Annotated in this window: 17 protein-coding genes; 12 read left to right on the plus strand and 5 right to left on the minus strand. The window is 72.3% G+C overall.

The features are described from left to right. Positions 1–15 precede the first annotated feature (15 nt). Complete coding sequence (locus FB157_RS21995) at positions 16–1365, minus strand: glutamine synthetase family protein (protein WP_145882265.1); 1350 nt, start codon at positions 1363–1365, stop codon at positions 16–18. A gap of 369 nt (positions 1366–1734) precedes the next feature. Here FB157_RS21995 and FB157_RS22000 point away from each other — a divergent pair, with 369 nt between their 5' ends. The 10 genes from FB157_RS22000 (at position 1735) to FB157_RS22045 (ending at position 11875) form a co-directional block, all read left to right on the plus strand. Continuing rightward, positions 1735–1923 (plus strand): ferredoxin, encoded by a 189-nt coding sequence (locus FB157_RS22000; RefSeq protein ID WP_145882267.1) that lies wholly within the window; start codon positions 1735–1737, stop codon positions 1921–1923. Between the two features lie 3 nt (positions 1924–1926). After that, positions 1927–3135, plus strand: coding sequence for an NAD(P)/FAD-dependent oxidoreductase (locus tag FB157_RS22005; RefSeq protein WP_145882269.1), 1209 nt, complete (start codon positions 1927–1929; stop codon positions 3133–3135). A 10-nt stretch (positions 3136–3145) separates the two neighbouring features. Continuing rightward, positions 3146–3958 carry an acetoacetate decarboxylase family protein gene (locus tag FB157_RS22010; RefSeq protein ID WP_145882271.1) on the plus strand — a complete coding sequence of 271 codons (813 nt, stop codon included), beginning with the start codon at positions 3146–3148 and terminating at the stop codon, positions 3956–3958. Positions 3959–4055: 97 nt separating this feature from the next. Continuing rightward, positions 4056–5516 carry an aldehyde dehydrogenase gene (locus tag FB157_RS22015; RefSeq protein WP_145882273.1) on the plus strand — a complete coding sequence of 487 codons (1461 nt, stop codon included), beginning with the start codon at positions 4056–4058 and terminating at the stop codon, positions 5514–5516. Further along, positions 5509–6453 (plus strand): 3,4-dihydroxyphenylacetate 2,3-dioxygenase, encoded by a 945-nt coding sequence (locus tag FB157_RS22020; RefSeq protein ID WP_145882275.1) that lies wholly within the window; start codon positions 5509–5511, stop codon positions 6451–6453. Before FB157_RS22015 ends, FB157_RS22020 begins: the two co-directional genes overlap by 8 nt. 10 nt (positions 6454–6463) lie before the next feature. Next, complete coding sequence (locus FB157_RS22025; RefSeq protein ID WP_145882277.1) at positions 6464–7309, plus strand: fumarylacetoacetate hydrolase family protein; 846 nt, start codon at positions 6464–6466, stop codon at positions 7307–7309. Between the two features lie 44 nt (positions 7310–7353). Further along, a complete protein-coding gene (locus FB157_RS22030) occupies positions 7354–7977 on the plus strand; it encodes a TetR/AcrR family transcriptional regulator (protein ID WP_145882278.1) in 624 nt (207 codons plus the stop codon). 185 nt (positions 7978–8162) lie between these two features. Next, positions 8163–9623 carry an APC family permease gene (locus FB157_RS22035; RefSeq protein WP_391333488.1) on the plus strand — a complete coding sequence of 487 codons (1461 nt, stop codon included), beginning with the start codon at positions 8163–8165 and terminating at the stop codon, positions 9621–9623. Between the two features lie 60 nt (positions 9624–9683). Further along, positions 9684–11174 (plus strand): aldehyde dehydrogenase, encoded by a 1491-nt coding sequence (locus tag FB157_RS22040; RefSeq protein ID WP_145882282.1) that lies wholly within the window; start codon positions 9684–9686, stop codon positions 11172–11174. Then, a complete protein-coding gene (locus FB157_RS22045; protein ID WP_145882284.1) occupies positions 11171–11875 on the plus strand; it encodes a gamma-glutamyl-gamma-aminobutyrate hydrolase family protein in 705 nt (234 codons plus the stop codon). Before FB157_RS22040 ends, FB157_RS22045 begins: the two co-directional genes overlap by 4 nt. Positions 11876–11880: 5 nt before the next feature. Here FB157_RS22045 and FB157_RS22050 read toward each other — a convergent pair whose 3' ends face one another. Continuing rightward, positions 11881–12453, minus strand: coding sequence for a MarR family winged helix-turn-helix transcriptional regulator (locus tag FB157_RS22050; protein ID WP_145882286.1), 573 nt, complete (start codon positions 12451–12453; stop codon positions 11881–11883). Positions 12454–12608: 155 nt separating this feature from the next. On the opposite strand from FB157_RS22050, the gene FB157_RS22055 reads away from it, so the two are divergent. Beyond that, positions 12609–13451 carry a hypothetical protein gene (locus FB157_RS22055; protein ID WP_145882288.1) on the plus strand — a complete coding sequence of 281 codons (843 nt, stop codon included), beginning with the start codon at positions 12609–12611 and terminating at the stop codon, positions 13449–13451. Positions 13452–13710: 259 nt separating this feature from the next. Next, positions 13711–14418, plus strand: coding sequence for a peptidoglycan-binding protein (locus FB157_RS22060; RefSeq protein ID WP_145882289.1), 708 nt, complete (start codon positions 13711–13713; stop codon positions 14416–14418). 294 nt (positions 14419–14712) lie between these two features. On the opposite strand, the gene FB157_RS22065 is transcribed toward FB157_RS22060, so the two are convergent. From FB157_RS22065 to FB157_RS22075, 3 genes are all read right to left on the minus strand, one after another. Then, positions 14713–15090, minus strand: a complete 378-nt coding sequence (locus FB157_RS22065) for a hypothetical protein (protein WP_186581630.1) — start codon at positions 15088–15090, stop codon at positions 14713–14715. 458 nt (positions 15091–15548) lie between these two features. Beyond that, positions 15549–16466, minus strand: coding sequence for a MurR/RpiR family transcriptional regulator (locus FB157_RS22070; protein WP_145882294.1), 918 nt, complete (start codon positions 16464–16466; stop codon positions 15549–15551). An 82-nt stretch (positions 16467–16548) separates the two neighbouring features. Next, positions 16549–18255: a glycosyltransferase family 39 protein gene (locus FB157_RS22075; protein ID WP_145882295.1), complete on the minus strand. Its 1707-nt coding sequence runs from the start codon at positions 18253–18255 to the stop codon at positions 16549–16551. Positions 18256–18282: the final 27 nt, after the last annotated feature.

Consider the following 18282-nt stretch of genomic DNA (forward strand, 5'->3'; position numbering starts at 1 on the left):
GGTGGCTCCTCGGTGTCACAGGTGGTAGGCGTACTCGGTGAACTCCCAGTCGGTGACGAACCGTTGGAAGCGCTCCACCTCGTTGCGCTTGTAGGAGAGGAAGGACGTCGTGAAGTCCTTGCCGAGGATCTCGGCCAGGGCGGTGTCCACCTCCAGCGCGTCCAGGGCGGCGGACAGGGTCGTCGGCAGCAGCGCGGACCTGGCGGCGTCGTAGCCGTAGCCCTCCAGCGGGGCGGGCGGCTCCTCGCCGGCCAGGACGCCGAGCAGGGCGGCGGCGATCGTGCCGGCGATCGCGAGGTACGGGTTGGCGCTCGCGTCGCCGAGCCGCAGCTCCAGGCGTGCGCCGCTGCCGCGCTCCGGCGGGATGCGGACCATGGCGCTGCGGTTGTCCAGCCCCCAGTCGATCAGCCAGGGGGCGAGGGTGTCCGGGCCGAACCGCTTGTACGAGTTCACCGTCGGGTTGAGCAGCGCGGCGAGTGCCGGGGCGTGGGCGAGGACACCGGCCACGGCGTGGCGGGCGGTGGCGGACAGGCCGTGCGGGCCCGAGGCGTCGTCGAAGGCGTTGCGGCCGTCGGCGTCGTCGCAGGACAGGTGCAGATGGAAGCCGGAACCGCCGGAGTCGTTGAACGGCTTGGCCATGAAGGTGGCCAGCCTGCCCTCCCGGCGGGCCAGCTCCTTGATCGCGGCCTTGAAGCGGAAGGAGCGGTCGGCCGCCGACAGGGCGTCCGAATGGATCAGGTTGATCTCGAACTGACCGCCGTCGAACTCGTGGTTTCCGCTGATCACCCCGATGTTCAGATCGCGCACCTGGCGCAGGGTGCGCAGCAGGTGGTTCTCGGGGTCGGCGCGCAGGCCGGCGGTGTAGACGACACCGGGGTCGCGGGCGTAGCGGCGCCAGCCTCCGGCGGGGTCCGGTTCGCACAGGTAGTACTCCAGCTCCGGACCCACGACCGGGCGCAGCCCGTGCTCCCCGCACCGCTCCAGGACCGTGCGCAGCAGGTCGCGCGGCGATTCGGGCGCCGCCGACCCGGTGGCCGGGTCGACGATCTCCGCGAGACAGGCCGCGACGCCGGGTTCCCACGGCAGCGCGGTCAGCGTGTCGAGGTCCGGTCGTACGGCGATGTCGGGCAGCCCCGCGTCCAGGCCGCCGCTCACCGGGACGACGTCGCCCTGCGGGCTGGTGTGGTAGACGGCCCGGCAGAAGGCCAGCCCGTGTTCCACGGCCCGGGGCAGCTCCGCCAGCAGGACGTCGCGCGCCCGCTCGGTGCCGATCAGGTCGGGATAGGTCACCCGGACGACGTCGATGCCGTCGGCGGCGAGCCGGTCCATGTGGCGGCGGACTTCCTGGATGTCATGAGCGCTCACCGTTGTCTCCTGGGGCGGACGTCGGGCACCTCCGGGACCGTGCTGTCCGGGAGGCGGGTGGCGTGGCGGAGAAGGCCGGGACGCGGCGGGGGAGGGGCCCGTGCGGGGTGGCTCCCGGGCAGCCCCCGGCAGGTTGTTTGAAGCCAAACGGTAGGCAGCGCCATGCCGGGCCGCAAGGTCTCCGCGGCAAGAATTTATCCATCCGGATAGGTATTGACCAGGGGGTGGTGCCTGCCTACCTTGTTTGAAGCCAAACGAGTTCGGGGTGCGGTCATCGCACCCTGTTGGCCGGGGCCCTTCCTGAGCCGGACGGGCCCCACTTCTCCCCTTCACTCCGTTTCGACGCCCTCACCCTCAGGAGGACCGGCCATGAAGGTCGTCGTCGACATGAACAAGTGCCAGGACCACGGCCAGTGCGTCTTCGCGGCACCCGACGTCTTCCAGCTCGACACCGACGGGCGCCTCACCTACGTCAGCGACCCCGGCGACGCCCTGCGCGACGAGGTCGAGGAGGCCGCCGACGTCTGCCCGCTCCAGGCCATCCGGATCGAGGACTGACCCATGAGCGGTCGCATCCTGGTCGCCGGCGCCTCCATGGCCGGCCTGCGCGCAGCCGAACAACTGCGTGCGGCCGGCTGGACCGGGGCGATCACCCTGGTCGGGGACGAACCCCACATGCCCTACAACCGCCCGCCGCTCTCCAAGGAGGTCCTCGCGGGCAGGGCGCCCTTCGAGTCGCTGGCCTTCCGCCCGCGGGCGAGCGTCGCCGACGTCGAGTGGCGCCTCGGCCGCGCAGCCGTCGCGGCCCGGCTCGACGAGCGGAACCTGGAGCTCGACGGCGGTGAGGTGCTCGCGTACGACGGACTGGTCGTCGCCACCGGCATGCGGCCCCGCCGGCTGCGCTGTCCCGGCCCGCTCGCCGGCCGCCACACGGTCCGCACCCTCGCCGACGCCCAGGGCCTGCGTACGGCGCTGACCCGGCCCGGGGCCCGGGTGGTCGTGGTCGGCGCCGGGTTCATCGGCTGCGAGGTCGCCGCCACCGCGGTCGGACTCGGAGTCGCCGAGGTGACCGTCGTCGACCCGCTGCCCCTGCCCATGGTCGGCCCGCTCGGTGAGCTGCTCGCCCGGTCGCTGCTGCGGCGGCACGAGGCGCGGGGCGTACGGTTCCGGCTCGGCACCGGTGTCCAGGGCTTCGAGGGAGAACGAACGGTCACCGGCGTGGTGCTGGACGACGGCTCGGTCCTGCCGGCGGACGTCGTGGTCGAATCGGTCGGTTCGATCGCCAACACCGAGTGGCTGGACGGGAACGGCGTCGACCTGAGCGACGGTGTCCTCACGGACGGGCTGCTGCGGGTCGGCGGCCGCGCGGAGGTCGTGGCCGTCGGTGACGTCGCCCGCTTCCCCAACGCCCGCTACGACGGCGTACCCCGCCGGGTCGAGCACTGGTCCATCCCCGCGGACACCGCGAAGCAGGCCGCGAAGGCCCTGGTCGCCCAGCTCGTCGGCAGTGAGCCGGAACCGGCGCCGTTCGCGCCGCTGCCCACCTTCTGGAGCGACCAGCACGACTTCCGGCTGCAGTCCTTCGGCGCGCCCACGCTCGGCCTCGCCGACGTCCGGGTCCTCGACGGCGACACCGACGGCGACCTCCTCGCCGGCTACCACCGCGACGGCCGCCTGGTCGGTGTCGTCGCGCTCGGCGGCCCCGGAGTCGCGTCCGCCGCCGCCCGCCACCGCGACGAACTGCTGAAGCAGCCCGCCCTCACCGCGTAAGGAGCCCCAAGTGACCAGTGTCCGCGGTTACTTCCACCCCAAGACGGCGTCGGGTGCCTCGTCGCTGATCCCCTCGCCGCCCTGGCGCTACTCCGGTGACCTGCTCACCGTCGAATACCGTACGGATCCCGCGCGGGTGCGCGAACTGCTGCCCGAGCCACTTGAGTTGGCCGACGAGGACCCCGGTGCGGTCGCCCTGATCTGGGCCGACTGGCAGTCCTGCTCCCAGTCGGGTTCGGAGCTGCTCGATCCGGTGCTCTCGCAGTACAAGGAGGCCTTCGCCGTCGTCCGGTGCAAGTACCGGGGGCAGACGTACTCGCGGTGCGTGTACATCTGGGTGGACAAGGACTTCGCGATCGCGCGGGGGCTGCACCAGGGGTATCCGAAGAAGCTCGGGTCCATCCACCAGACGCGGCCGCATCCGTACGGGCCCGCTCCGCGGATCGAGGCGGGGGCCCGTTTCGGGGCGACGCTCGCGGCTGCCGACCGGCGGTTGGCGCAGGCCGTGGTGACTCTGCGGGAGCCGTCGGACACGAACGGGTTCGTCAACGGGCACCCCATGCTCCACCATCGCTGGCTGCCCTCGATCGAGAAGGGCAAGGGGCTGGCGCTGGACGAGCTGATCGAGTCGGGGGCCGCTTCCTTCGAGGGTGGGCAACCGTGGGTCGGAGAGGCCGAGCTGGAGTTGTTCGAGGCGCCGACGGAGGAGCTGGTGCGGCTGGAGATCCGGGAGCCGATCGCGGCGTACTACCGGCAGGTCGGGGTCGTCTGGGATGGCGGGCGGCTGCTGGAAGCCGGTACGTCGGAAGCGTCTGCCGGGTGAGGCCGTCGTCGACGCGCGGGTGGTCTGTGGCTGGTCGCGCAGTTCCCCGCGCCCCTGGGTTGGCTGCACGTCCCTTGGCTTGAATGGAGCCCTGTTCATGACTGACAAGATCACTGTCGCCGGAGTCGCCGTAGACACCCGGCACTGGATCGGCGGCAGGCGCGTCGCCTCCCGCGACACGTTCACCGACCACTCGCCCGTAGACGGCACCGCCCTCGGCGAGATCGCCCGCGGCGGCCCCGCCGAAGCCGGAGCCGCCGTTGCGGCTGCCAAGGCCGCCTTCCCCGCCTGGGCCGCCACCCCCCGTGCCGAGCGGGCCCGGATCCTGCACGCCATCGCCGACGGTGTCGAGAAGCGGATCGAAGAGCTGGCCGTCGTGGAGACCGCCGACAACGGTGCTCTGCTGCGCTCGCACCGCCGGGGCGTCATGCCCCGCGTCGCCCACAACTTCCGGTTCTTCGCCGACTGGCTGCTCCAGCTCGACCACGAGGACTTCGAGACACGGGGGCACAGCAACCACGTCAGCTGGGACCCGGCCGGCCCCTGTGTGCTGATCACGCCGTGGAACGCCCCCTTGATGCTGGCCACCTGGAAGGTCGCCCCGGCTCTCGCCGCGGGCAACACCGTGGTTCTCAAGCCGGCCGAGTGGTCTCCGCTGACCGCCTCGCTGCTCGCCGACATCGCCGCCGAGGCGGGGCTGCCCGCCGGGGTTCTGAACGTCGTGCAGGGGTACGGTGCCGAGATCGGTGACGCGCTCACCTCGCACCGGGACGTGCGCCGGATCAGCTTCACCGGTTCCGTGCCGACTGCCCGCCGCATCGCCGCCTCGGCCGCCGCCAACCTCACCCCGCTCAGCCTCGAACTCGGCGGCAAGTCACCGCTGCTGGTGTTCGCCGACGCCGACCTCGACCTCGCCGTCGACCTCGCGGTGGAGCAGTACGACAACGCCGGCCAGGTGTGCCTCGCCGCCACGCGGATCCTCGTCGAGGAGTCGGTCGCCGAGGAGTTCACCCGGCGCTTCGTGGCGAAGGCCGGACGGCTCACGCAGGGGGATCCGCGGGACGAGGGCACCGACATCGGGCCCAACATCCACCCCCGCCAGCTGGAGAAGATCGACGGGTTCGTGCGCCGGGCGATCGAGGCGGGCGCCCGTGCCGTCATCGGCGGGCACCCGCAGGACGGCCAGTACTACGCGCCGACGCTCCTCACCGACGTCGCCCAGGACTCGGAGATCGTGCAGGAGGAGGTCTTCGGGCCCGTCCTGACCCTGCAGACCTTCGCCACCGAGGACGAGGCGGTCCGGCTGGCCGACGACACCCGCTTCGGCCTCGCCGCCACCGTCGCCACCGGCGACCGTGCACGCGCCGAGCGCGTCACCGGGCGGCTCGTCGCGGGCACCGTCTGGGTCAACTGCTTCTTCGTACGCGACCTGCGGGCACCGTTCGGCGGCTCCCGCCTCTCCGGTGTCGGGCGCGAGGGCGGGACCTGGAGCTTCGACTTCTACTGCGACCTGAAGAACACCGTCACCGCCCCGAAGGGATGGAAGGACCATGGGTGAGATCGTCGGGGCGGGGCTGCTCGCCCACGTCCCCACCATCGTGCTGCCGGAGGCCGACCGGCTGGAGCTGAACGAGGGCAAGGAGATCACCCTCGTCACCGGCCTGCGGCAGCTCCGCGAGGACGTCTTCGAGCGGGATGCCGCCGATGAGTACGACACCGTCGTCGTCCTCGACTCGCACTGGGCGACCACCGTCGAGTTCGTCGTCACCGCACAGCGGCGCCGGGCCGGGCTCTTCACCTCCGAGGAGCTGCCGCGCGGCATGTGCCGGATGCCGTACGACTTCCCCGGCGACCCCGAACTCGCCCACAGCATCGCCTCGTTCGCCGACCGGCACGGCACCTGGATCACCGCGATCGAGGACGACTACCTGCCGATCTACTACGCCACCATCAACCTCTGGAAGTTCCTCGGTGAGGGCCTTCCCGACAAGCGATGGGTGACCATCGGCGTCTGCCAGACCGGTGACATGGAGGACCATCTGCGGCTCGGGCGTGCCCTCGCCGACGGTATCGCCGCCACTCCGGGGCGCCGGGTGCTGCTCATCGCCTCCGGCGCGCTCTCGCACACCTTCTGGCCGCTGCGCGAGCTGCGCGACCACGAGTCCAGCGACCCGGTGCACATCCGCACGCCTCAGGCCCGGGAGGCGGACCACGAGCGCATCGAATGGTTCAAGGAGGGCCGCCACGACAAGGTCCTCGACACCATGGACGAGTTCTGGAGGTTCAAGCCCGAGGCGAAGTTCTCCCACTACCTGATGATGGCCGGCGCCCTCGGCGAGCGGGCCTGCGTCGCCAGGGCCCGCCAGTACGGCGAGTACGAGAACTCCGTCGGCACCGGCCAGGTGCACCTCTGGTTCGACCGCCCGGCCGCCGGCTGGACCGGCACCGGCCGGCCCGCAGCACCGTCCCCGCGCACCCCGCACAGCCGCGTCTAGGAGAACCGCCATGCCCGAGTACCGCCGCATACTCCTCGACGGTGCCGCCGTCCAGGTCACCGTCGACGGAGACGAGCTCGTCGCCGGTGACGGCCGCCGCGTCAGGACCGAGGACGCCGCGCACCTGCCCCCGGTGGTCCCCTCCAAGGTCATCGCCGTCCACCTCAACCACCGCAGCCGCGTGGAGGAGTTCCGCATCGAACTCCCGGACACACCGACCTACTTCCACAAGCCGACCTCCTCCCTCAACTCCCACCGGGGCGCGATCGTCCGGCCCGAGGGCTGCAAGTGGCTCAACTACGAGGGCGAGGTGGCCATCGTGATCGGGCGGACGGCCCGCAACATCTCGCCCGCCGAGGCGGGGGAGTACATCGCGGGCTACACCGTCGCCAACGACTACGGCCTGCACGACTTCCGCGACACCGACGCGGGCTCCATGCTCCGGGTCAAGGGCTCCGACACCCTGTGCCCGCTCGGTCCGGGCCTGGTCACCGACTGGGACTTCCACGGCAGGCGGCTGCGGACCTATGTCAACGGAGAGGTCGTCCAGGACGGTTCGACCGACGAGATGAAGTGGGACATGCACTACCTCGTCGCCGACATCGCCCGCACGATCACCCTGTACCCCGGTGACGTGCTGCTGTCCGGCACCCCCGCCAACTCGCGGCCCGTGCGGCCCGGCGACGTCGTGGAGGTGGAGGTCGAGGGCCTCGGCCGGCTCACCAACCACGTCGTCACCGGACCCACCCCGGTCCGGACCGACGTCGGCGCGCAGCCCACCGAGTCCGAGGAGGTGCTGTCCACCGCGTTGGGCGGCGACTGGGAGTTCCGCGGCATCAGGCCGCCGCGGCGGTGAACGGCGGACCCTGCGCGGCACGGGCGGCGGGTAGGGTCACCGCCATGACCGAATCCGCCGGGACCTCGCAGGAAAGCCGCCCGCCCTCCCGCAAGCGGCTCGGTTACGGCGAGGGTCGCGAGGCGCTGCTCAGGGCCGCCGTGCGGGTCGTCGGGCGCCGGGGTCTGCGCCACCTGACCTACCGGGCGGTCGCCGAGGAAGCGGGTGTCACCCACGGTCTGGTCGTGCACCACTTCGGGTCCCGGGACGCGCTGATCGAGGAGTCCCTGGCCTACGCGATCCGCACCAGCCTCAGCAGCAGCCTCCTGGAACCCGGCACCGGCCGCCCCGAGGACTTCGTCGCCGGTCTCACGGACATGGTGGAGCAGGACGCGGACGGGCAGGCGTACCAGTACGAGCTGCTGCTGGAGGCCCGTCGCCGGCCCGAGCTGCTGCCGCAGGTGCGTGAGCTGTACGCCGAGTACTTCGGTGCCTCGCAGCGCGAGCTGGACCGAATCCTGCCGCCCGGGGCGGACCCGGCCTTCAACCGGCTGGTCTTCGCCGCCCTGGACGGGCTCGTCCTGCACCAGCTGACCGGCATCGCCGACCGCGCGGACACCGAGGCCGGCCTCGCCGAGCTGCGCTCCCTCCTGCGCGACCTGGGCGAGCGGCCCCCGGACGCCGACTGAGCGTGCCCGGTAGGACCCCCCCCGTCGCGGTCGCGGCGGGGGTTTCTCATGCGATCCCACAGGTGGTTTCCGGACCGTAAATTCCCCGCCCCCACCCCTTGCCAGATGGATAGTTCCGGCCCACCATGAGGCAACTCGTTTGGCTCAAAACGAAATCTCCCTCCCCTCCTCAGCAGGTGATCCGAGTGGACAGTCAGACGGTCGACGCAGCGCCCCGGGCCGGAGAGGCCCCGCAGCCCGCAGGAACCCTCAAGCGCAACGCCCTGGGAGTCCTGGGCATCCTCTTCTTCGTCCTCTCCGCCCAGGCGCCGCTCACCGGCATCGCCGGCGCCGTCCCGATCGCCGTCGCCGTCGGCAACGGGCCCGGCGCCCCGGCCGCCTACGCCGTCGCCGGCGCGGTGATCCTGCTGTTCTCGGTGGGATTCGTGACGATGGGCCGGCACGTGGTGAACGCGGGCGCCTTCTACACGTACATCGGCAAGGGCCTCGGCCGGACCACAGGCAGCGGCAGCGCCGCCGTGGCACTCTTCGCCTACTGCACGGTCCAGGCCGCGATGTACGGCCTGTACGGCTTCACGGTCGCCGGCCTGGTCGAGCACTACGCCGGCGTCCACCTCGCCTGGTGGGTGTGGGCCCTGGTGACCATGGCCGTCGTCCAGGCGCTCGGCGCCGCCGGCATCGAGCTCGGTGCCAAGGTGCTCGCCGTGTTCGTGCTGGCCGAGTTCAGCATCCTGCTCGCCTTCGCGCTCGTCACCCTCTTCAAGGGCGGCGGCCCCGAGGGCCTCGGCGTCGCCGACACCTTCTCCCCGAGCGCCGTCCTGCAGGGCGCCCCGGGCGTGGCCCTGATGTTCGCCGTCGCGTCCATGTTCGGCTTCGAGGCCACCGCGATCTACGGCGAGGAGGCCCGCGAGCCGCACCGGACGGTGCCCCGGGCCACCTACCTCTCGGTCGCCGTGGTGACCGGCTTCTTCGCCTTCACCTCGTGGATGCTGGTCTCCTCGTACGGCGCGACGAAGGTCACCGGGGCGGCGGGCAAGGCGCTGGAGGGCGGCGACGCCACCGTGTTCGTCTTCGCGCCCATCGCGCAGCTCTTCGGCGGCTGGGCCGGCGACGTGCTGCCCGTCCTCCTGGGCACCTCCCTGTTCGCCGGCATCCTCGCCTTCCACAACTCCGCCAACCGCTACCTGTTCTCCCTCAGCCGCGAGGGCCTGCTGCCCCGCACGCTGCGCTCGCTCAACAAGCGGCACTCGCCGTGGGTGGCGGGCATCGTGCAGACGGCGATCGCGGTGCTGCTGGTGATCCCGTTCGCCCTCGCGGGCAAGGACCCGGTCCTCACCCTCTTCTCCTGGCTCAGCGGCGTCGGGGTCCTCGCCTGCATGCTCCTGTACTTCCTGACCTCGCTCTCCGTGATCGTCTTCTTCCGCCGTGAGCGCCTCGACACCCGGCGCTGGAACACCCTGATCGCGCCGTCCCTCGGCGCCCTCGGCATCGCCGCCGTGATCTGGGTGGTCCTCGCCAACTTCACGACCCTCATCGGCGGCGACGCCACCACCGCCGCCTGGCTCGTCGCGGCCGTACCCGCGGTGCTGCTCCTGGGCGCCGGGACCGCGCGCGTGGTCCGCTCCCGGACGGCCGGGAAGCGCTGACGCACCCCGCCGGGCCCGGCTCCGTCAGGGGCCGGGCCCCCTACCCTGGACAGGAACACCATGCTGGACGTCACCCATGACGAACTGCTGCGCCGGGCCAAGACCCTCGACCTGCCGGCGCCGCACCACATCGACGGGGCCGACGAATCCGGGGGAGGGACGACCTTCGCCGTCGTCTCGCCCCGCGACGGACAGACCCTCACCGAGGTCGCCGACGCACGGCAGGCCGAGGTCGACCACGCCGTCGCCGCCGCCCGCCGCGCCTTCGACTCCGGCCCGTGGCCGCGCCTGGCACCCGCCGAGCGCGGCCGTGTGCTGCTCCGCATCGCCGAACTCCTCGAAGATCAGCGGGAGAAGCTCGCCCTCACCGTCACGCTGGAGATGGGGAAACCGATCACCGACGCGTACGCCGTCGAACTGCGCGCCGCGATCAACACCTTCCGCTGGTACGGCCAGCTGGCCGACAAGCTCACCGACGAGTCCCCGCACACCGCTCCCGACGCCCTCGCCCTCGTCACCCGCGAACCGGCGGGTGTGGTCGGCGCGGTCGTCCCCTGGAACTTCCCGCTCACGCTGGCGAGCTGGAAGGTGGCCCCGGCGCTCGCGGCCGGCTGCACGGTCGTCCTGAAGCCGTCCGAGTCGTCCCCGTTGTCGGCGCTGCTGCTCGGCCGGATCGGCACCGAGGCCGGACTGCCCCCGGGCGTACTCAACGTCGTCACCGGCGACGGCCCCACCGCGGGCCGCGCGATCGGCCTGCACCCGGACGTCGACGTGCTCGCCTTCACCGGCTCCACCGATGTCGGCCGGCACTTCCTGCGCTACTCCGCGGACTCCAACCTCAAGCGGGTCTGGCTCGAACTCGGCGGCAAGTCGCCCAACATCGTGCTGCCCGACGCACCCGACCTCGACCGCGCGGCCGCCACCGCGGCCTGGGGCATCTTCTTCAACCAGGGCGAGATGTGCACCGCGCCCTCCCGGCTCCTCGTGCACTCCTCGATCGCCGAGCGCGTCACCGACGCCGTCGTACGCAGGGCCCGGGAAATCCGCGTCGGCGACCCGCTCGACCCCGCCACCGAGATGGGCGCCCTCGTGGGCGAGGCCCACCTGGACCGCGTCCTGGACCACGTGACCACCGCCGGTGCCGAGGGCGCCCGCCTGCGCACCGGCGGCGCCCGCACCCTCGTCGAGACCGGCGGCAGCTACCTCGCCCCCACCGTCTTCGACCGCGTCACCCCCGGGATGCGGCTGGCCCGCGAGGAGGTCTTCGGCCCGGTCCTCTCCGTCCTCACCTTCGACGACCTCGACGAGGCGGTACGGCTCGCCAACGCCACCGAGTACGGACTCGCCGCCGGCCTGTGGACGTCCGACCTGGCCACCGCCCACCGGGTCTCCCGCGCGCTGAAAGCGGGCACGGTGTGGGTCAACTGCTACGAGGAGGGCGACCTGACCGTCCCCTTCGGCGGCATGAAGCAGTCGGGCAACGGCCGCGACAAGTCCGCGCACGCCCTGGAGAAGTACACCGAGCTCAAGACGACCTGGATCCAGCTGTGACCCACCGCCCGCTGATCGCCGTACCCGCACGCTTCTCCGCCACCACCTCCGCCCTGCGGTACGCCGCCGAGGTCAACGCCCGCGCCCTGATCGAGGCCGTCTGGCGGGCCGGCGGAGAACCCGTGGGCATCCACCCGGCCGAGAGCGACGTCGCCGCCCGGCTCGTCCGCTTCGACGGCGTCCTGCTCCCCGGCGGCGGCGACCTCGCCCCGCACCGCTACGGCGCCGCCACCACCCATGACAGCGTCTACGACGTCGACGAACTCCAGGACACCTTCGACCTCCGGGTCGCCCGCCACACCCTCGGCGCGGGCCTGCCCCTGCTGGCCGTCTGCCGGGGACTGCAGGTCGTCAACGTGGCCCTCGGCGGCAGCCTGGAGCAGGACATGGGCGGCCCGGAACACGAACACCGGCACCTCGTGCACCCCGTGCGGATCAGGAGCGGCACCTTGCTCGAAGAAGCCACCGGCGCCGGGAAGGCGGACGCCTCCTGCTACCACCACCAGCGAGTGGACCGCCCGGGCGAGGGTCTGACCGTCACGGCCACCGCCGCCGACGGCACCGTCGAAGGGCTGGAACTCCCGGGTGCACAGGGCTGGTTCACCGCCGTGCAGTGGCATCCCGAGGACACGGCGCACGAAGACCCCGCCCAGCAGGGCCTGTTCGACGCCCTGGTGAGCGCAGCCCGTACCCGCCGGTGAGCGCCTCAGTTCCTGGCGCGCCGCCCACTTCGCCGGGGCGCCGGCTCGGCCCCGCCGAGCAGCTCCCGGCGGCGCTCCTCACCGTGCTCCTCGACCTGCAGGACGACCCGCCGCAGCCCCTCCGCGAGGCTGCGGCACTCGGCGTCGCTCAGACCGGCGGTGACGAACGCCTCCTCCTCGTTGAACTGCGGGAACACCCGCTGCATCAGGTCCTCGCCCTTGTCGGTGAGGCTCAGCAGCACCAGCCGCCCGTCGTCCGGATGCCCGGCCCGGGCGAGGAGCCCGCGCGTCTCCAGCGTGCGCGCCACGCCGGTGAGCGTGCCCTTGGAGATCCCGGCCTCCTCCGCCACGTGCCGGGTCTCCGACTCACCCCACACCCACACCACCCAGAGCACGACGAACGCCGTCCAGGTCAGGTCGGAGCCGCGCAGCACCGAGTTCTCCAGGTGCTGCCGTACCGCGGAGGCGGCCCGGTAGATGTTGGCCACGGCCGCCATCTGCTCCCGGCGGATCGGGACGCCGCCGAGCTTCGCCGACGCGAGCCGTTCGGCTTCGGTGATGGATCGCTGGCCGGGCACGGGCGCTCCTCGGGTCGCTGAGCGGGACACCCGCGGCCGGGTCCCCGCCACGGGAGATCGTTCGGCCTCAAATTGTACGGAGGACCGGGCCGGGGGCGGGAGCGGCCATCCCTGGACGTAACCTTTCTGCACGCCAGCTGTCCGAGGAGATCCCCATGTCCGCCGCACGTCCCCGCGTCCTCTACGTCACCGACCTGGCGTACCCGGCCAGCGGGCGCCGCTACGGCGACGAGGACGTCTTCCTGACCTCGCGGCTGCGTGCGCACTTCGACCTCGCCCTGTGCCATCCGCTGGACGCGGCCGCGCTGATGGATGCCTACGACGCGGTCGTCGTCCGCAACAGCGGGCCCGTGCTCGGCTACCAGAAGGAGTACGCCGCCTTCCGTGCGCGTGCGCTCGACAGCGGGGCCCTGGTGTACAACCCGCTCAGCGGCAAGGCGGACATGGCCGGCAAGCAGTACCTGCTCGACCTGAGCGCCGCCGGCTTCCCGGTCATCCCCACCGTCGACCGCGCCGAGGACCTGCACAAGCTGCCCGCGGCCGACCGCTACGTGGTGAAGCCCAAGACCGGCGCCGACTCCCTCGGCCTGCGGATCCTGCCCGCCGCCGGCCTCGTCGGCCTCGCCGACGGCACCGTCCTCGTCCAGCCGTGCGTCGACTTCGCCTACGAGGTGTCCTTCTACTTCGTCGACGACGACTTCCAGTACGCCCTCTACGCACCCGACCCGGAGCGCCGCTGGGAGCTGCGGCCGTACGCGGCCACCGCCGCCGACCTGGAGTTCGCCCGCCACTTCATCGACTGGAACGGCCTCGGCCACGGCATCCAGCGCGTCGACGCCTGCCGCGCGCCGGACGGTGAGCTGCTCCTGGTCGAGCTGGAGGACCTCAACCCCTATCTGTCCCTGGACGCCCTCCCGGAGGAGGCCCGGGACGCCTTCGTCACCGCGCTGACGGCGTCCCTGAGCCGGTTCGTCCAGGGAGCGCTCACCCCGGCCTGACGGTGATCCGCTGCGTCGCGCCCGCCGTCGCGGTCGGATCCCCGGAGGCCAGGTGCGGCGCGGTGCCGTCGCCCGTCCCGGACCACGGGTAGGAGGCGGGCCTGACCGTCCGTCCACCGTGAACGCTCAATGCCTCTTACCGCGTTGAGCGTTTCCAGGGTGCGGGGGGAGGGGGCGGGGCTGAACGGCTGCGGTGTGTGCGCCGTATCTCAGCACGGGGACCGCGGATCCCGTACGCACGGGACGGAAGGAGAGCAGGGTGCCGACACCGCCCGACCCTGAACAGCCGCACCCCGGACCGGTCCTCGAACCCGTCCGCGTCGTACGACTGCGCCGCTTCGACGCCCTCGCGGAGCTGATGCGCGAGATGCTCCCGGAGCGCGAGACGTTCGAGTCCTTCGGCACGGCACCCCTGCCCGGTGCCGGCGCGCCCCGGACATCCGTCACCGAGGACGACACCCAGGAGTTGCCCCCCTTCCCGGCCACCCGGCAGACCCCGCGCGACGGCACCGGCCGTTCGGCCCCGGGGCTCCGGCGTGCCGCCGTCGCCGTGGCCGTCGGAGCGGCCGCGGTGGTCGGCTTCGGCTGCGCCCTCCTGCTCCCCACGCGACAGGAGGCGGACGCGAGCCCACAGCCGTCCCACACCACCACGACCACACCGACGGCCACCGCTCCGGCCGCGCCCGCCACCACACCGGGCACCACCCCGGCCGCCGACCCCGACGGCGCGGGCACCCTCCGGCAGGGCGACACGGGCCCCGAGGTCGCCGAACTGCAGCAGCGCCTGCTGCGCGTCCCCGACGTCTACCGGGACGGCTCGACCGACGGCACCTACGACACCGTCCTCACGGCGGCCGTGGCCCGCTTCCAGCTCTGGTACGGCATCAGCGGCGACGAGACGGGTGTCTACGGCAACGACACGCGCCGCGCACTGGAGTCCCGGACGAGCCTCGACGGCGGAGGCTGAGCGGCCGGGCTCGAACACCGGGCAAGGCCTCGGGAAAACATCGTGGACGACCGGCCGGCGGGCCCCACCATGGGCTCACCCTGCGGCCCGCCGCGGGGCGCACCTCGCACCACGAACGAAGGCCACCCCGATGACCGGCTCCCGCATCCCGGGCCTGCTCGTGCCCGCCGTCCTCCTGCTGGCCCTGGCTGTCGGCGCCTGCTGGTACTGGCGACACCGCAACGACGACTGACGACATGGTGACGACCGACGGCATGCTGACGACAGGCGACGGCAGCGCTGACCGGCGACGCCTCAGCGGGGCATGCCGCGGGCTGCCAGCGCCTCGCTGACCGCGCGGACACTGCGCGCGATGTGCTGCAGCTGAAGCACCTCGGCCGCGTACAGCTTGATCGTGTGCTCGATGACCGACTCGGGCAGGCCGAGGACGGGCAGTTCGGCCCGCGCGGTCTGCAGTGCCGTCCGGGCCACCCGGATCTCCTGCTGGACCTGGATCTGCGCGTGCCGGGCGAGCAGGACGGGGTGCCGGATCAGCGCCGGGTAGCTGGCGTAGCGCGCCGGGACCAGCTCGCGCAGCCACTTGGCCGCCGAGCGTTCCCAGTCGTAGCTGCCGGGCATCTTGACCTGGCAGGGCCAGTCGGGGCTGAGGCGCGTGGTGGTGGTCAAGGACATGGGCAATCGCTTCCGGTGTGCGGCGTCGTGAGGGTGGTCCGACGGTTGGGGCGGCCCCGGCCTAGGGGATGGCCGGGGCCGCCACGGGCGCATCGCCTGGGCGGTGCGCCACCGGGCACCCTGTTCGCCGACGTGGGTAGGGGACGGCGGCTGAGGGTGTCCGTGCGGGGGCCCCGGGCGCGGAGGACCTGCGCGGCTGGAGTGCTTGCGTGCGCATGGGCGGTCCGTCGGCTTTCTCGGGGCGGTGTGCGAGCGGTGAGTCCCGCGGGTGTGGAACGAGCCCGGAGTCGACCGGGCGAGATCCGTGAGCAGTATTTATATATACCGACGGGTTTGCAAGACGTATGAAAACATTCATGCGGGATATGCGTTGAATGATCCTCTGACGGCGAAAGATCCCCGTGCGGGGTGCGTGGGACAGGAAGAACTGCGGGATGCGTCTCCCGCGGGCGCAAGGTTCAGTCCTTCAGGAAGAACTGCTGCTGGTCGGCGACCTGTTCGTACTTCTCCAGGCGGGCCTGGGTGCGCTCCGGATCGGCGTCGGTCATGGCCTGCAGCAGAGCCGCGGCCATCACTCCGGGCGCCGCGTAGGAGTCGAAGACCAGACGGGAGCCGGTGCCGGTGGCGAACGTGACGTCGGCCTCGTCGGCCAGTGGACCGAGTGCCAGGTCGGTGATCAGAGCAACCTTCAGGCCGGCCTCCCGGGCGACCCGGAGCGCGGTGAGCGTCTCCTGCGCATGCCGGGGCATGGCGAACGCCAGCACCCAGGTGCCGCCGGCCTCGCGCGACTGGAGCAGCGCGTCGTAGGCGACGCTGCCGCCGCGCGTCACCAGCCGTACGTCGGGATGGATGCGGCGGGCGGCATAGCCGAAGTACTCGGCCAGTGACACGGAGATGCGCAGCCCCAGCACGGTCAGCGGGGTGGAGCGGGACAGCGCGCGGCCGACCTGGATCACCCGGTCGGGGTCGGCGAAGTCGCGGCGCATGTTCTCCAGGTTCTGGATCTCGGCGTCGACGGCCGCCTGGAGCTCGTTGGCGCGGTCCACCTCGCCGGGCCCGCCCGCCAGCGTGCTCAGCGCGATCGACTGGAGCTTCTCCCGCAGCGCCGGGTAGCCGCTGAAGCCGACGGCGGCAGCGAAGCGGGTGACCGAGGGCTGGCTGACGCCCACGCGGTCCGCCAGCTCGGTGATCGACAGGAACGCCGCCTCGGTGATGTGCTCGATCAGGTACTGGGCCACGCGGCGCTGGCCCGGGGACAGCCGCGGGCCGTCGAAGAGTTCCCTGAGCTGGGAGGTCGGTGCGGCCCCGGCCTCCGGTGCACTTTTGCCCGAGGTGATCGCTGATGCCTGGGCGCGTGCCTGCTGCGGCGAGGGCACCGACCCGTCTCCTTTGTCTCCCACGACCACTCAACATAGCTCACCGACCGTCATGACCAGGGGCTGTCACGGGCAGGCAGGCTCACCGCCGGTACAAGGTGATCGAATGACCCACTTGATCGATGGGTCGGCTGGACTCGATCAATTCGGCCAGTCGGCCACGTGCCTTGGCCACGGCGGAGTCCGACACGACGAGCAGTCCGTGCACCCGGCCGGACGGCACCGTGCGCGGATCGGCGGCACGGATGCCGTAGTACGACGGCACACCGCTGCCCTTGTAGACCAGCCACACCCGCTCGCCCGGGTACCGCTGCCGGAGGCGGTCGGCGAGCCGGCCGAGGTCCTGGCCCCAGTCCACGTTGGAGTCGTGCAGCAGCCGGTGGGTGTCGGCCGGCCCGCCGAACGCCTCGTTGGCATAAGGCAGGTAGTACGGGAACGTGCGCAGCGAACTCACCGCCACCCACAGCACCAGCAGCCCCGTCAGCACACCCGACCGGCGCCACCGCAGCGCGGGCACACAGGCTCCCGCCACCGCGAGGAACACCGGCACGAACAGCGCGTACCGGGTACCGAAGTCCCGCGAGCCCGTCATCGCCGCCGCCAGCAGCACCACGGGCGGCAGCAGCAGATAGGGGGCGGCGGGCCGCAGCCGTCGCACCGTCAGTACGGCCGCGACACCGGCCGCTCCCAGCACGAGCAGCCCGAGCGGAGTCTTCACCAGCAGAGCCGCGGGCAGGTAGTACCAGAGCGATCCCGTGTACAGGCGCCCGAACAGGTAGCCCTGCCAGGGGTAGTCCTCCAGGCCGAACTGCACCCGCATCCCGGCCCGGTACGCCTCCGGCAGCGGCAACAGGTCCGTCACGCGCCCGCGCAGCCCGTGCACGGCCGGCACCGGCTCGGCGGGCGTGAACCGCAGCCCGGGATCGACCGCCAGATACGTGACCCACACGACGGCGACGGCCACCAGCGCCACGGCCGCCGCCCCCGCGAGCCCCAGGAGCACCTTCCGGCGCCGCTCGGCACCCCGCCGGGCGGCCCACACCGACACCGCCGCGAGCAGCATCACCACGGGGATCGCGGGCAGGGCGCTCATCTTCGTCGCCACCGCCGCCCCGAGAGCCGCCCCGCAGAGCGGCAGGTGCAACCGGGGCCGGTCCCGGGCCCGCCACGCCAGCCAGGCGGACGTCAGCACGAACCCGGCCGCCGGCACGTCCAGCGTGGCCAGCGAGCCGTGCGCGATCACGTCGGGCGAGAAGGCGTACAGCGCGAGCGCCGTCAGCCCGCCCGCGGCCCCCCTCAGCTCATGCGCGAACGCGAACACGACCAGCCCGAACAGTAGGGTCAGCGCGATCACCGGCAGTCGTGCCCACAGCATCAGCCGCCATGGATCGTTGCCCGACTCGTACAGCAGATGCCGGCCCACCTCGCCCTGCGTGCCGGTGTACGCCGGGTCGTAGTGCGGGTCGGCCACCGCCACCCCGGCCGCGATCAGCAGCTTGCCGAGCGGCGGGTGCTCGGGGTTGTAGCGCAGCCGGTGCTCATGCACATAGTCGGTGGCCGTCGCCACGTACACGGGCTCGTCGATGGTGGGCGTCTGCCGGACCGCCGTGGTGACCATGGCGGCGGCCATCTGGGCCAGCAGCAGCGCCACCAGGAGCGGCACCAGCCACCGCCGCCGGCGGCGCAGCCCGGCGAGCAGACGGTCCCGGGCCGTACTCCGCCGGGGACTGTCGTCCGCTGGGGCCTCGGCTACGAGGACCTGGGCCGTGTGCTGTGCGCGCGCCATCATCCGCCCCACGGTGGCGCCGGCCGTGCG

The sequence above is a fragment of the Streptomyces sp. BK340 genome (genome assembly GCF_007827595.1).
Taxonomy (GTDB): Bacteria; Actinomycetota; Actinomycetes; order Streptomycetales; family Streptomycetaceae; genus Streptomyces.

What these genes read in the sequence shown, in the direction of transcription:
- FB157_RS22005 (WP_145882269.1), top strand. Translation starts at nt 1,927, where the DNA reads ATGAGCGGTCGCATCCTGGTCGCCGGCGCCTCCATGGCCGGCCTGCGC.
- FB157_RS22015 (WP_145882273.1), top strand. Translation starts at nt 4,056, where the DNA reads ATGACTGACAAGATCACTGTCGCCGGAGTCGCCGTAGACACCCGGCAC.
- FB157_RS22025 (WP_145882277.1), top strand. Translation starts at nt 6,464, where the DNA reads ATGCCCGAGTACCGCCGCATACTCCTCGACGGTGCCGCCGTCCAGGTC.
- FB157_RS22040 (WP_145882282.1), top strand. Translation starts at nt 9,684, where the DNA reads ATGCTGGACGTCACCCATGACGAACTGCTGCGCCGGGCCAAGACCCTC.
- FB157_RS22065 (WP_186581630.1), bottom strand. Translation starts at nt 15,090, where the DNA reads ATGTCCTTGACCACCACCACGCGCCTCAGCCCCGACTGGCCCTGCCAG.
- FB157_RS22000 (WP_145882267.1), top strand. Translation starts at nt 1,735, where the DNA reads ATGAAGGTCGTCGTCGACATGAACAAGTGCCAGGACCACGGCCAGTGC.
- FB157_RS22020 (WP_145882275.1), top strand. Translation starts at nt 5,509, where the DNA reads ATGGGTGAGATCGTCGGGGCGGGGCTGCTCGCCCACGTCCCCACCATC.
- FB157_RS22030 (WP_145882278.1), top strand. Translation starts at nt 7,354, where the DNA reads ATGACCGAATCCGCCGGGACCTCGCAGGAAAGCCGCCCGCCCTCCCGC.
- FB157_RS22055 (WP_145882288.1), top strand. Translation starts at nt 12,609, where the DNA reads ATGTCCGCCGCACGTCCCCGCGTCCTCTACGTCACCGACCTGGCGTAC.
- FB157_RS22075 (WP_145882295.1), bottom strand. Translation starts at nt 18,255, where the DNA reads ATGATGGCGCGCGCACAGCACACGGCCCAGGTCCTCGTAGCCGAGGCC.